Raw genomic sequence first — 14,396 nt, 5'->3', positions numbered from 1 at the left:
ATAGACACAAGCGAAATCACCGTATAAAAAAACCTGAGCTTGGCACTCAAGTTTTCGTAATTTTTTTGATTTATGGAATCACTTTATCATCCATTCTTTTAGCCATTTTTCCTAAAAAGACAGACAGTAGAAGGCTAATCATGACTAAAAAGAATCCTAGATAAAGAAATGTTAGCACAAAGCCTAAATGGTCAATCAACCACCCTGTCAGTGGGAAGAAGACAATCATACTCAGGCTAAACATCATAGAGTAGACACTCAGCATGGTTGCCCTTACTTCACTTGGGAGCCGCTCTTGCAAATCATTGTCAAAAATCGGCTTAAAAAGAGCATGCAGAGCATTACTAATCAAATAAATCAGAATATAGATTAGAGGTGTCCCAAAGTAGGACAGCAGGTAGGTAACTCCAGCCAGCAGGACGAGAATAGGGAAAATCTTCAAGGCAGCATAGTTCTTTCCAATCCTACTCGCTAGATAGACTGCGACGATATTCAAGAGACTACCAAGTAGCATAACTGCTGAAATTTGCCAACTACTTAAATCTGGCAACTGATTTTGATAGTAAAAATAAAACATATACATGAGTGTTCCGACAATCTGAGATAAAATCATCCAGTTTAAAAGCATGGGATTTCTCTTCAACTCATCCTTAACAGTCCAAATAATCTGTTTCATGGTCACACTATCAGCTTTTTCTACTTTGACACTGGGCTCTTTCAGCATCCAAATCAGGAAAAGAACTATGATAGAAGTGGCAATCATGATATAGTAGGTCAGGTGCAATTGACCATGAACAAAAAATCCTGCTAGCACTGTCCCCAAAGACTGGGTTCCTTCTGACACTCCTGATATGAAACTTGAAATGGATAGATAGCGCTCCTTCAGTCCAGCCTCCACAGCCGAGTCATAGACCATTGCTGCGCTTGTTCCTGAATCAAAATTATAAGACAAGGCACTCACCGCCATTGCTAGTGCATAAATCCAAAAATTTCCCTGCCCAGCCAACATAAGAATAGAAGACACAATCCCTGCTATACGACTTAAATAAAGGTTGGTCTTATAGGAATAGCGGTCAGCTAACATACCAGATGGAATTTCACAGAGAAGACTGGTCGTATGAAAAATACTTTCCAGAAGTCCAATCTGCCAAAGAGACATGCCGTTTTGACTGAGAAAGAGAATCCAAAAACTGGTAATCCCTAGAAATGCAAAAAACTCAACTCCGGCCATCAGGCCAATATTTTTCCGATAATTTCTTATTAACATCTTTTCTCCTTAACAAGTGTATTATTATTTCTTTTGTCCGTCACTTGTTAATCTGTGTCTTACATGATCTCCACCCCTTTTAGAAGCATTCTTCAATGCCATTATTATTCCTTTAATTATTTATGAAATGATACCGGAAAATAGCTGTTCTGCGGTTTCTATTGCTAGTTTTCTTGTTTATTTTAGCACTTATGTCATCATATTACAAGAGAATATTAGAATACTCTTCGAAAATCAAATGCATTCCAGTCGCAAGTGATTAGAGTTTCTACACTTTTATAGTTTTAATTATCTTTGAGCAAATTTCTTGCAAGTCCTTTTGTTTTGTTGTAATATATTTTATAACAACGAGAAAGTTCTCGAGAATTTAAGAAAAAGGAGACACATCATGTCTAAAAAAGTATTATTTATCGTCGGATCACTACGTCAAGGTTCTTTCAACCATCAAATGGCCCTCGAAGCTGAGAAAGCACTTGCTAGTAAAGCGGAAGTTAGCTATCTTGATTATTCAGCCCTTCCTCTCTTCAGCCAAGATTTGGAAGTTCCAACTCATCCAGCTGTAGCGGCTGCTCGTGAAGCAGTTCTGGCTGCGGACGCCATCTGGATTTTCTCTCCAGTCTACAACTTCTCTATCCCTGGTACAGTAAAAAACTTGCTTGACTGGCTATCTCGTGCCCTTGACTTGTCTGATACACGTGGCGCTTCTGCCCTTCAAGATAAGTTTATCACCGTATCATCTGTAGCCAATGCAGGTCACGATCAACTCTTCGCTATTTACAAAGATCTCTTGCCATTTATCCGTACACAAGTCATTGGTGATTTCACTGCTGCACGTGTCAACGACTCTGCTTGGGCAGACGGAACATTGGTTCTCGAAGAAACAGTCCTAAATTCACTTGAAAAACAAGCTCAAGATTTGGTCAATGCGATCAAGTAACCAACATAATAAAAGCGAACAAGACTACTTTTCTGCCACTCAGAAGACTAGCTTGTTCGCTTTTTATATTTAAGGTTAGACTTTTGTCCCCAACTCTTTTCTTCTATCTTCTATACTTCCTTTACAAAAACCAATTCCTGTGGTTGGGACAGGTCTTCTCTGTAAACAAATCCTGCAAAGCTTAAGCGACGAGCTTCTTCCACCGTCTGTACTTGATTTTCTATCAGGGCTGTCAGGAAGGCACCACGCGCTTTCTTAGAAATGGTTGAATGAATCTTCAGCTGACCACCCTTGTCCTCCATGAATTTGAAGGTCACCATTTTTTCTCTGATTTCCTTAGAAAACACAGTTTCAAACTCTGACGACAAGAGGGAGAAAATTAGGTCTTCACCATTCATAGCCTCATCATAGGCTACCTTCCAATGACTCTTTAAAGTCTTACCAGCGACTTTTAATTTCATCAAAAAGTCCAAACGGTGAGGTGCCATAGGTGACAAGGCTGGAACAATACCGTACAAAGCCGAGATAATAAAGACATGATTTTCAAGATAGGCTTGTTCTACCTCGGTCAATTTATCTCGCTTGATATGGCGGTACATGAGCCCATCAAATAGATTCAAGGCTGGGTAGTATTGAGCAGTTTGCGTTTTTAAAGCTTGGATATTTTGAAATTCTTTCGCCGCCTTCTCAGCTGATACCTTGTAAAAACTCTCTAATCGACTAGCAGAATAGAGGGCCAAGGCATCCAGCACGGCCTGACTTTCTGGTCTTAAGGAAGTTGGCTCAATACTAGGCAAATCTGTGTTCATTTCTTTTGCTGTTGGGATTAAAATTTTCATATTAATAGTGTAGCATATTTTTTTACCACTACCAAGAAATTCATCTGAAAAACCTCGGTTTGACCGAGGTTCCTCTGTTTATTTTGGCCATCCTAACCAGACAGCTACGAGAACAAGTGCTAGGCCAGCTAAACTTGTTAAGATAGATAAGAATGTATCTTTTTTCTCCTTGAACTGAGAAAAACCTATCTTCAAAGCGAGCAGTCCGAGTAGCATTGAAGCAACCATCACATAAAAACCCATTTGTTGTCCTCCATTAGTCTTAATTTACCTTATTATAACATATACTTCTTAAATAAAGCTGTCTTTACTGAACTTTAAAGGTCTTAAGATAGTTGTCTTTTCCTACTTGACCTTCGAAGGTTTTCCCATTTTCAAGGTAAGGAAGGTCATCGGATACTGAGGCCTTAACCTTGTATATCTTACCATCAACTTTAAAAAAGTAGACGGTGTCGCCCTTGATAACAGCTGATTTAAGGTCTGCTACCACACCCTTGATACTTTCAGTTGTTGCATTGTCAATCTCAAGGTCGTTTTTATTGGCATACTTGCTGAGCAGTTCTTCCACTGTCGTAGCTACGATAACGTTTTGGTACTCGACTGCGTCTACCAGAGCGTACTCTTTGACCAAGCCTGCATTGTCCTTCAAGCCCATGATGTAGAGAGGCTTGTCATTGAGGTTGATGAGGATTGGGAAGGTTGCCTTGTAGGATTTCTCCTGAACAGCACCTTCAGCTGATTCACGGGCTGATTCTTCGGTCGCAGAAGCCAAGCTGTACTTAGTGATTTCTCCTGTTCGCATATTTTCTAGGATGAAACCAAGATTACTTTCATCTGCATTGGCCGATGTCACACCTGTGTAGAGGTAGATGTCATTGCCGATAGACAAGTAATTATAGCCCTTGGTAGTCTGGGTCACGTTTTTCTTGGAAATCATGGCATTCCAGAAACCATCCTTGTACTTGCCGTTGTAGTTGATTTGCTCAATGGTCTCCTCAGCTGGATAGACCCTATCCACCCATTCTGGAACATCTGATAAGCTGTATTCCTTGGTCTCTCCATTTGTGGCGTCCAAGATAATGACTGAAACAGGACGAGGAACCGCTAAGCCAAATTGCTTTTGGTAAACCGTCGCTACATAGAAAGGATTGCCCTCATCGTCCACCTCGAAGGATGGAGTTTTGAAGATCTTGGTTGGGTACTTCAAGCGCAGGTGACGCTTAACATCGCGGTTAAAATACTCCGAGTCCGAATACTTGATTGGTGTTTTCAAGTCCACCAAGTCCGCATTACCAGTTACCATGTCCACCTTGATATACTCGCCGATTCCCTTGGCCTGATTGTTAAACCACTTGATAGGGTCTGCATATTCTAGTGGTGTAACCCGATAAGGCTTCCCATCAATTGTCAATTGGGTATAGGTATCTGCCGCTACGTACTGCGACACCTTATCTGTTAGGGAACCCAAGTAGCGGTCCCCAATTTTTTCAGCGGTACTTCTATCTAAGATAGGAACCTTACTGGTATCAGTCTTAGGAAAATCAGTAAAGTCTTTTTCCGTAACCGTGACTACATTGGCATAATTTTTAGCCTGAAAAATGCTAGAAGTTACCAAGGAAACCAAGGCTGCTAAGAGAAGAATTCCTCCAATAGAAGCTAAAAGGATTTTCCCTAACCGATTGATTTTGAAACCCTCAAGATTTAAGGCAGCTTCCGCCTTGCCGTGGCGCACATGAACTGTTTTGACCAGATTGATTCCCTTGCCAAAGCCAAATAAGATTGCTACAACCAGCAAATGCCCACAGAGGAAAAAGAGAAATTCCCAGCTGGTCAGGTTAAGAGGCGGTAAAAAGATATACCAGGTCGTTGCGATAAAAATAAGTTCAAAGACTATTCGTTTCATTTGCTTTCCTCCTAAATGATTCGTCCTTCCAAGTGATCCAGTTCATGCTGGCAAATCTGAGCCGGGAAGCCTGTCAAAGTAATGGTCTGTTCCTGCCACTTGCTGTCACAATAGGCAACCCTTATGATTTCATAACGCTTAGTAGGTCTCACACCTGTCAAGGACAAACAACCTTCCTCTGTCTCATAAACTCCTTCAGAGGACAGGAGCACTGGGTTAAACATGACCACAGGAACCAAGCCAAGATTAAAGATAATCACGCGCTTCTGCACCCCAATCATATTGGCAGCCAGACCGACACAAGTCTCACGATTTGCTAAAAGCGTATCCTGCAAATCTCTAGCAAGATAAAGGTCTTCCTGACTTGCCGGCTGAGACACCTGAGATAAAAACAAAATATCCTTTACAATTTTCTTCTCCACTTCCTCACACTCCACTTACTTTTTACTATATTATAGCAATTATAGCACAAAAGCCGATAACTGCAAGCCCTTTCCCTCAACTGTAACAAAAAGCCATCCGAAGATGACTTTTTTTGCTATTTAATTTCTTTATAAGTTACTTCCATACCACGCTTAACAGCTGGACGGTTGGCAATTTTTTCTGCCCAGTTTACTAGATTCTGATAACTTGAGGCATCTAAAAATTTTGCAGAACCTTGGTAAAGTTTTCCTTGAACTAACTGTCCATACCAAGACCAGATAGCGATATCTGCAATCGTATAGTCATTTCCAGCAATATACGGTTTCTGAGCCAATTCCTTATCCAATAAATCCAACTGACGTTTCACTTCCATCGTAAAACGATTAATTGGATATTCCAATTTTTCAGGAGCATAATTAAAGAAGTGGCCAAATCCCCCACCTAGAAAAGGTGCAGCACCTGCTTGCCAGAATAGCCAATTTAAAACTTCTACCTTTTCCACAGGATTACTTGGTAAAAAGGCTCCAAATTTCTCAGCAAGGTATAGAAGAATATGAGCAGACTCAAAGACTCTCACTTCTTCAGTCCCTGACTGGTCCAACAAGGCTGGAATCTTTGAATTTGGATTAAGCTTTACAAAGTCTGAACCGAATTGATCCCCATCCATAATAGCAATCTTATACAAGTCGTAAGCCGCTTGCTCAAAACCAGCTTCTAGTAATTCTTCCAATAAGATAGTGACTTTCACACCATTTGGTGTTCCCAGCGAATACAGTTGAAAAGCTTGTTCTCCTTTTGGCAAGTTTTGTTCGAAACGGGCACCTGCTGTTGGTCTATTTAATCCTGTAAAGGCTCCTTGATTACTAGCTTCATCCTGCCATACGGTCGGTAATTGATAAGCTGACATCCGAAACCTCCCTTAAATCGCATTCTTATCAAAGCCAAGTTTACGTTGAACAAACTTGACAATTTCGACGATAATAATCATTGAGAAGCTTCCAGCCATGACGATTCTCCATTGAGACAAGTCTAGTTTGGTTACGTGGAAAATTCCTTCAAGTGGTTCTACGACGATTGTTGCCATGAGAAGGATGAAGGATACCAAGATAGACCAGTTGAAGGTCTTAGACTTGAATGGTCCAACTGTCAAGATGGATTGGTAAACAGATTTCACATTGTAGGCATGGAAGAGCTGAATCAAACCAAGTGTTGCAAAGGCCATAGTAAGGGCATCTGCGTGAATGGCATGATTGTCACCCACGTGAACTGGGTAAAGAAGGGCAAGACCATAAACACTCATAACAATAGCTGCTTGGAGTACACCTTGATAGATAATAGAACTCAAAACACCACCTGAGAAGAAGCTTGCCTTGCGTCCACGTGGTTTATGGTTCATGACACCAGGCTCAGCTGGCTCAACACCAAGAGCGATAGCTGGGAAGGTATCTGTTACCAAGTTGATCCACAAAAGATGAACTGGCTGCAAGACGTCCCAACCAAACAAGGTAGATAGGAAGATGGTTAATACTTCAGCAGTATTGGCAGAAAGTAGGTACTGAATAGTCTTTTGAATATTTGAGAAGACCTTACGTCCTTCTTCCACTGCAACGATAATAGTTGCAAAGTTATCATCTGCAAGAATCATGTCAGAAGCCCCCTTAGACACCTCTGTACCAGTGATTCCCATACCGATACCGATATCGGCTGTTTTCAAAGCCGGAGCATCATTGACACCGTCACCTGTCATGGCAACGACCTTACCTTGTTTTTGCCAAGCTTTGACGATACGAACCTTGTGTTCTGGAGACACACGGGCATAAACAGAGTATTGACCAACGACTTTTTCAAAGTCTTCATCAGATAGTTCGTTGAGCTCAGCACCAGTTAAAACATGTCCTTCTGTATCATTTGCGTCAATGATTCCCAAACGTTTAGCAATAGCTTCTGCAGTGTCTTGATGGTCACCTGTGATCATGATTGGACGAATTCCCGCTTCCTTAGCCACACGAACAGCCTCAGCTGCCTCAGGACGTTCAGGGTCAATCATCCCAATCAAACCAGTAAAGATTAAATCATTTTCAAGCTCTTCAGAAATAAGGTTTTCTGGAATGCTGTCAATAATCTTATAAGCACCAGCAAGGACACGCAAGGCTTGGTGAGCCATTTCAGAGTTGTTTGTATGGATGAGATTTGCAACCTTCTCATCAATCGGAGCAATATCCCCAGCCTTATCACGAAGAACACAACGTTTCAAGAGTTGGTCTGGCGCACCTTTAACAGCTACGAGGAAGCGTCCATCTGCAAGTGGATGAACTGTTGACATGAGCTTACGTTCAGAATCAAATGGCAACTCAGCCACACGAGGATATTTCTCTAAAAATCCTTTGACATCGTAGCCCTTGTCCAAAGCATATTGGATAAAGGCTGTTTCGGTTGGATCACCAATCAAGTTTCCTTCCACATCAATTTTCGTATCATTGGCCAAGACAACTGAACGAAGCAGGGGCATTTCAAGACCTAGTTCAATGTCATCAGCTGAGTCATGTAGAACCGCATCGTAGAAGACTTTTTCGACGGTCATCTTGTTCATAGTCAGCGTACCAGTCTTGTCAGAAGCGATGATTTCTGTTGAACCAAGAGTTTCTACAGCTGGCAACTTACGAACGATAGAGTTTCTTTTAGCCAAAACTTGAGTACCGAGGGCAAGAACGATAGTTACGATAGCTGGGAGACCTTCTGGAATGGCTGCAACGGCAAGGGCAACAGAGGTCATCAACTCACCGAGTGGATTTTTCCCTTGAATGAAAACACCAACTACAAAAGTAACAAGGGCAATGACCAAAATTGCATAAGTCAAGACCTTAGAAAGGTTGTTCAAGTTTTGTTTAAGTGGTGTGTCTGTCTCATCTGCATCTTGGAGCATGCCAGCGATATGACCAACTTCCGTGTACATACCTGTATTGACAACAACACCAAGACCACGACCATAAGTCACATTTGAGTTTTGGAAGGCCATATTGACACGGTCACCAATACCAGCATCTGTCGCAAGCTCGACTGTCAAGTCTTTTTCAACTGGAACAGACTCACCTGTCAAGGCTGCTTCTTCGATCTTAAGAGAATTGGCTTCTAGCAAACGTAGGTCTGCTGGCACTACGTCACCTGCTTCGAGGGCGACGATATCACCTGGTACCAATTCTTTAGAGTCAATCTCCGCCATATGACCATCGCGAAGAACGCGGGCAGCTGGACTTGACATAGATTTGAGGGCTTCGATAGCTTCTTCAGCTTTTCCTTCTTGGTAAACACCAAAGGCAGCGTTGATGATAACCACGGCTAGGATAATAATGGCATCTGCGATATCTTCCCCACCAGAAGTCACGACTGACAAGATAGCTGCCGCAACTAGGATGATAATCATCAAATCCTTAAATTGCTCGATGAATTTGACCAGTATTGATCGTTTCTCTCCTTCTTCGAGTTCATTGTGGCCAAATTCGGCAAGGCGCTTTTCCGCCTCACTTGATGACAAACCTTGCTCGGTCGCATCCACAGCCTTCAAGACCTCTTCAGGACTCTGAGTGTAAAACGCTTGGCGTTTTTGTTCTTTTGACATGTGTCTCCTCCTTGACATTGTGTGCAAAACAGACTCTCTTTTCCTCATCGTATCTTTTCACGACAAACAAAAAGAGACCTGTTAGTCATAACAAGTCTCGCTGTTTAAGATAGTGCCGGAAAGCATACTTTTCAGTATAAAATTCGGAATGACGACACTATCGCAGGTTTCTGCCAGCTACTCCCTTGAGTAGTTCTATTATACCAAATTTTGAACAGTTTTCAAAGAGTAAAAACTGCCTTATTTGAATTTTCCCTTGAAAACCAGTATAATGGTAGAATGCTATGTGACTAGAAAGGAAGTTGAATGAAGCAATCTATCTCAAATCTCAAATTAGCTGAGCGTGGGGCCATTATCAGTATTTCGACCTATTTGATCTTGTCTGCAGCCAAATTAGCAACTGGGCACCTCCTCCATTCATCCAGTTTGGTGGCCGATGGTTTTAACAACGTGTCGGACATCATTGGAAATGTGGCCCTCTTGATTGGAATCCGGATGGCACGCCAGCCTGCTGACCGAGACCACCGTTTTGGCCACTGGAAGATTGAAGATTTGGCTAGCTTGGTCACTTCTATTATCATGTTCTATGTTGGCTTTGATGTACTAAGGGATACCATTCAAAAGATTCTCAGTCGTGAAGAAACAGTCATTGACCCTCTGGGTGCAACTCTAGGAATCATTTCTGCAGCGATTATGTTTGTAGTTTATCTCTACAATACTCGCCTCAGTAAGAAATCCAACTCCAAGGCACTAAAGGCAGCAGCCAAGGACAATCTTTCTGATGCTGTCACCTCACTTGGTACTACCATTGCAATCCTGGCTAGCAGTTTCAATTATCCCATTGTGGATAAACTGGTTGCCATTATCATCACTTTCTTTATCTTGAAAACTGCCTATGATATCTTCATCGAGTCTTCCTTTAGCCTTTCGGATGGCTTTGATGACCGTCTGCTCGAGGACTACCAAAAGGCTATCATGGAAATTCCCAAAATCAGCAAGGTTAAGTCGCAAAGAGGTCGTACCTACGGTAGCAATATCTACCTTGATATTACGCTAGAAATGAATCCTGACTTGTCGGTTTATGAAAGCCACGAGATTGCGGATCAGGTCGAGTCTATGCTGGAAGAACGTTTTGGCGTCTTTGATACCGATGTCCATATCGAGCCAGCACCTATCCCTGAGGATGAGATTTTAGACAATGTCTACAAAAAATTGCTTATGCGTGAACAATTGATTGATCAGGGAAATCAACTGGAAGAACTCTTGGCTGACGATTTTGTTTATATTCGTCAAGATGGAGAGCAGATGGATAAAGAGGCCTATAAAGCGGAAAAAGACTTAAATTCTGCTATCAAGGACATCCAAATCACTTCCATCAGTCAAAAGACCAAACTCATCTGCTATGAATTGGACGGAATTGTCCACACCAGTATCTGGCGTCGCCACGAAACTTGGCAAAATGTCTTTCATCAAGAGACCAAAAAAGAATAGAGAAATCCTGTCATGAGACGGGATTTTTCTATTCTTTTAACTATCAAAGTCACTGAGATACTCATAGCGTTCGTATTTTTCAAGGAGTGCTTCGTTTTTCTCATCCAGTTCTTTTTGAAGAGTCGCTAGTTTGCCAAAGTCAGAGCCGTTAGCCTGCATTTCCTCTTCAATAGCAGCGATACGATTTTCCAAAGCTTCAATATCGTCTTCGATACTTGCCCACTCCTGCTTTTCTTGATAGGTCATGCGTTTCTTGTCTTCTCTAACCTTGACTACTTTTTCCTTTTCAGCCTTTTGCACTTGATTGGCCATATCTGTTTCAAAGGCCTTTTCATCAAGGTAGTCGGTGTAATGACCAAAGAAAGGACGAATCTTACCATCCTCAAAAGCGAGAATCTTGGTCGCTACCTTATCCAAGAAATAACGGTCGTGACTAACTGTCAAGACAGGACCTGCAAAGCCTTGCAAGAAATTCTCCAAGACTGTCAAGGTTGCAATATCTAGGTCATTTGTCGGTTCGTCCAAGAGAAGAACATTTGGTTTTTCCAAGAGCAATTTGAGGAGATAAAGTCGTTTTTTCTCTCCCCCAGACAATTTCTCAATCAAGGTTCCATGAGTCGAACGTGGGAAAAGGAACTGCTCCAACAACTCAGCGATGGAAGTCGTAGAACCGCCACTGGTCTTGACTTCTTCTGCCACTTCCTGCAGGTAATTGATAACTCGCTTGCTCTCATCCAATCCCTCAATTTGCTGAGAGAAATAGGCAATACGAACGGTTTCCCCAATCACAACTTGTCCTTCAGTCGGCTCAAGACTTCCTGCAATCAAGTTGAGTAGGGTTGATTTTCCAACACCGTTGTCTCCAACAATTCCGATACGGTCTTTGGCCTGCACCAAGAGATTAAAATCTTGCAAAATAGGCTTGTTTTCATAGGCAAAGGAGACATTCTGAAACTCAATGACCTTCTTCCCAATCCGACTGGTTTCAAAGTTCATGGTTAAGTCTGTCTCAGCAGCACCACCTGAAACTTCTTTCTTCAAGTCATGGAAACGATTGATACGAGCCTGTTGTTTAGTCGCACGCGCCTGCGGTTGTCTACGCATCCAAGCCAATTCTTGATTATAGAGTTGCTCTTTTTTGTGGAGTAAAGCTGCATCGCGCTCGTCCTGTTCCGCCTTAAGGCGAACATAGTCCTGATAATTTCCCTGATATTCCGTCAATCCAGCTCGATCCAACTCGAAAATACGTGTTGATAAAGCGTCTAGGAAATAGCGATCGTGGGTGATAAAAAGGACGGTCTTCTTGGAATTTTTTAAAAAGAGGGTCAGCCACTCAATAGTCGCAATATCTAGATGGTTGGTCGGCTCGTCCAGCAGCAAGAGGTCGTGGTTGCCAAGAAGAACTTGCGCCAACTGGACCCGTCTTCTTAGACCGCCTGACAATTCTCCAACTGGAGTAGATAAGTCCTGAATCCCCAGCTTGCTAAGAACCGTCTTGACCTGACTCTCAATTTCCCAAGCTTGGAGAGAGTCCATTTCTGCCATGACCCGTTCCAAACGTGCCTGCTTATCCTCACTATAGTTGAGCATGAGGAGTTCATACTCACGAATGAGCTGGATTTCCTTGAGGTCGCTAGATAAAACCGTATCTAAGACCGTCTTGCTATCATCAAAATCAGGATTTTGGGTCAAGTAACCAATCTGGTAATCATTTTTCGCTGAAAAGGGACTGACATCCCCATCAAAGCCAGAAACGCCAGAAAGGACATCCAAAAGGGTGGTTTTACCCGTTCCATTGACACCGATTAGACCGATTCTGTCTAGATCATGGATAATAAAGGAAATATCCTTAAAAACGGTCTTGTCACCGACGGACTTACTTAGTTTTTCAACGATAAAATCACTCATTTTTTCTCCCTCAGATAAGCATGGATGGCTTGACGGTCATTTTCCAATTCTCCATCGACAATAGCATATTCAATCTCTGTTAAAATCTCTCCCAAGTCTGGGCCCGGCTGATAACCATATTCCTTGATCAAAATGCCACCGTTAATCTGAATTTCTTTCTTATCATGAATGGTCAAGCTCTGGTAGGTTTCAGTGATGGCTTGTGGGTTGACTTCTTTTCCTTGGGCCTGACGAAGATTTTCAGACTGTAAAAGTAAATCCAAGTCAAAGCGATAACAATCGCGCTTGCTCAATTCTCCCTTTTCACGCAAGGCCAAAATAGTCAGCAAATCCTGAACTTGCTTGGCAAATTGACGTGAGGTCTTCCAAGCCTTCAAAAATGGCTGCGCATTTTCAATCTCCAAAGCCCACAGTAGAGCTGCCCAGGCTTGTTCAGAGGATTCAAAAGTAAAATCAGTCTCTAAATCAAACAGTCTATTAAGCTCGTCCTGGCTAGATGCCATATCAGGGAGATAGTCATAAGCTTGACTCTCAATCATGGAAGCCAAACCCCTTCTCCAAAATGGAGCCAGCAAGAGTTTATCAAACTCAACGAAGGTACGCTCCACAGAAATTTTCTCCAAAAGTGGCGTCAAAATTTTCATAGCTTTAAATGTTTCTGACTCAAGTTCGAAGCCAAGACTAGCCTGAAAACGAAAACCACGCATAATCCGCAAAGCATCTTCGTTGAAACGCTCACTAGCCACTCCAACTGCTCGTAAGACTTGCTTTTCCAAATCTTCTAAACCATGGAACAAGTCAATGATTTCTCCTGTCTCGTCCAAAGCAAAGGCATTGACTGTAAAATCACGGCGCTTGAGGTCTTCTTCTAGCGAGCGCACAAAGGAGACCGCACTGGGTCTGCGATAGTCCACATAGACATCCTCTGTCCGAAAGGTGGTTACCTCATACTCCTCATCCCCATCTAAAACTAAGACGGTTCCATGCTCGATTCCGATATCGGCTGTTCGCGGAAAAATCTGCTTGGTTTCTTCTGGATAAGAAGACGTCGCAATATCCACATCATGAATGGGACGATTGAGGAGGGCATCTCGAACAGAGCCCCCAACAAAATAGGCCTCAAAACCTGCTTCTTTAATTTTTTCTAATACTGGTAAAGCCTTCTGAAATTCAGAAGGCATTTGCGTTAATCTCATAATAAGTGTTCTAATCCATAGACAAGCTCATGACGCTTGACAACTTCTTTAATTCCCAAATTCACCCCTGTCATGAAGGAGCTGCGATCATAGGAGTCATGACGGAGTGTCAATCCTTCTCCCTGATTGCCAAAGATGACTTCCTGATGGGCTACTAAGCCTGGCAAACGTACTGAGTGGATCCGCATGCCATCAAAGTCAGCACCACGAGCACCTGCAATCAATTCTTCTTCATCAGGCGCACCTTGCTGGGTAGACTCTCGAACTTCTGCCATTAACTCAGCTGTTTTAATAGCTGTTCCACTCGGAGCATCCTTTTTCTTGTCATGATGGAGCTCGATAATCTCCACATTTGGGAAATATTTAGCAGCCTGCCTTGCAAATTGCATGAGTAAAACAGCACCCAAGGCAAAATTTGGAGCGATTAAACCACCCAAATTTTGTTCACGAGAAAATGCTTTCAGCTCTGCAATTTCTTCACTCGTGAAACCAGTTGTTCCAACTACTGGAGCAAAGCCATTTTCAAGAGCAAAGCGTGTATTTTCATAGGCAACAGTTGGAGTAGTAAAGTCTACCCAGACATCCGCTTCAAAGCCTGCTAAATCAGCCTTATCCTTGAAAACAGGAATACCCTGCCATTCTGATTCAGACTCAAAGGGATCCAAAACTGCTACCAAGTCCAAGTCTGGATCAGCCAAGACCATCTGACAAGCAGCCTGGCCCATCCTTCCCTTAAAACCAGCAATAATTACTCGAATACTCATCTCTACTCCTGTCTAAGATACAAAGGACCTTAGCTGCCCATGAAAAATAGGG

General features: G+C 42.4%; 12 protein-coding genes. 2 read left to right on the top strand and 10 right to left on the bottom strand.

Going from position 1 to position 14,396, the window contains the following annotated elements; genetic code table 11:
* Window positions 1-70: 70 nt before the first annotated feature.
* Window positions 71-1,267, bottom strand: a complete 1,197-nt coding sequence (locus NMM26_RS07450) for an MFS transporter (RefSeq protein ID WP_254754123.1) — start codon at window positions 1,265-1,267, stop codon at window positions 71-73.
* 388 nt (window positions 1,268-1,655) lie between these two features.
* Between NMM26_RS07450 and NMM26_RS07445 the strand changes: the two genes are divergently transcribed.
* Window positions 1,656-2,204 (top strand): NADPH-dependent FMN reductase, encoded by a 549-nt coding sequence (locus NMM26_RS07445; protein WP_254754122.1) that lies wholly within the window; start codon window positions 1,656-1,658, stop codon window positions 2,202-2,204.
* 110 nt (window positions 2,205-2,314) lie between these two features.
* Here the strand turns inward: NMM26_RS07445 and yaaA are convergent, their stop codons facing one another.
* The 6 genes from yaaA to NMM26_RS07415 form a co-directional block, all read right to left on the bottom strand.
* Entirely contained in the window at window positions 2,315-3,043 is a 729-nt protein-coding gene (gene yaaA, locus NMM26_RS07440; protein ID WP_254754121.1) for a peroxide stress protein YaaA, read from the bottom strand.
* A 78-nt stretch (window positions 3,044-3,121) separates the two neighbouring features.
* Window positions 3,122-3,286, bottom strand: coding sequence for a YczI family protein (locus tag NMM26_RS07435; RefSeq protein WP_254754120.1), 165 nt, complete (start codon window positions 3,284-3,286; stop codon window positions 3,122-3,124).
* A gap of 64 nt (window positions 3,287-3,350) precedes the next feature.
* Window positions 3,351-4,946, bottom strand: coding sequence for a hypothetical protein (locus tag NMM26_RS07430; RefSeq protein ID WP_254754119.1), 1,596 nt, complete (start codon window positions 4,944-4,946; stop codon window positions 3,351-3,353).
* Window positions 4,947-4,957: 11 nt separating this feature from the next.
* The gene (locus tag NMM26_RS07425) at window positions 4,958-5,368 is read right to left on the bottom strand and encodes a peptide deformylase (RefSeq protein ID WP_000412230.1); all 411 of its coding nucleotides are present in this window, start codon (window positions 5,366-5,368) and stop codon (window positions 4,958-4,960) included.
* Between the two features lie 116 nt (window positions 5,369-5,484).
* Window positions 5,485-6,276: a glutathione-dependent disulfide-bond oxidoreductase gene (gene yghU, locus NMM26_RS07420; protein ID WP_254754118.1), complete on the bottom strand. Its 792-nt coding sequence runs from the start codon at window positions 6,274-6,276 to the stop codon at window positions 5,485-5,487.
* A gap of 12 nt (window positions 6,277-6,288) precedes the next feature.
* A complete protein-coding gene (locus NMM26_RS07415) occupies window positions 6,289-8,985 on the bottom strand; it encodes a cation-translocating P-type ATPase (RefSeq protein ID WP_254754117.1) in 2,697 nt (898 codons plus the stop codon).
* Window positions 8,986-9,291: 306 nt separating this feature from the next.
* Here NMM26_RS07415 and mntE point away from each other — a divergent pair, with 306 nt between their 5' ends.
* Complete coding sequence (gene mntE / locus NMM26_RS07410) at window positions 9,292-10,476, top strand: CDF family manganese efflux transporter MntE (RefSeq protein ID WP_254754116.1); 1,185 nt, start codon at window positions 9,292-9,294, stop codon at window positions 10,474-10,476.
* A gap of 36 nt (window positions 10,477-10,512) precedes the next feature.
* On the opposite strand, the gene NMM26_RS07405 is transcribed toward mntE, so the two are convergent.
* From NMM26_RS07405 to dapB, 3 genes are read right to left on the bottom strand one after another with little or no spacing between them, the layout of a single operon-like run.
* Entirely contained in the window at window positions 10,513-12,384 is a 1,872-nt protein-coding gene (locus NMM26_RS07405) for an ABC-F family ATP-binding cassette domain-containing protein (RefSeq protein WP_254754115.1), read from the bottom strand.
* Window positions 12,381-13,580 (bottom strand): CCA tRNA nucleotidyltransferase, encoded by a 1,200-nt coding sequence (locus NMM26_RS07400; protein ID WP_080977758.1) that lies wholly within the window; start codon window positions 13,578-13,580, stop codon window positions 12,381-12,383. The genes NMM26_RS07405 and NMM26_RS07400 overlap by 4 nt, the downstream gene beginning before the upstream one ends.
* On the bottom strand, window positions 13,577-14,344 hold the full coding sequence (dapB, locus tag NMM26_RS07395) for a 4-hydroxy-tetrahydrodipicolinate reductase (RefSeq protein ID WP_254754114.1): 768 nt from the start codon (window positions 14,342-14,344) through the stop codon (window positions 13,577-13,579). The genes NMM26_RS07400 and dapB overlap by 4 nt, the downstream gene beginning before the upstream one ends.
* Window positions 14,345-14,396: the final 52 nt, after the last annotated feature.

It is taken from the genome of Streptococcus sp. CF7_Ac1-8, assembly GCF_024295435.1.
GTDB lineage: Bacteria > Bacillota > Bacilli > Lactobacillales > Streptococcaceae > Streptococcus > Streptococcus mitis_AP.
Note: the sequence above shows the minus strand (reverse complement) of the source record. Positions and strands in the feature narration are given on the sequence as shown.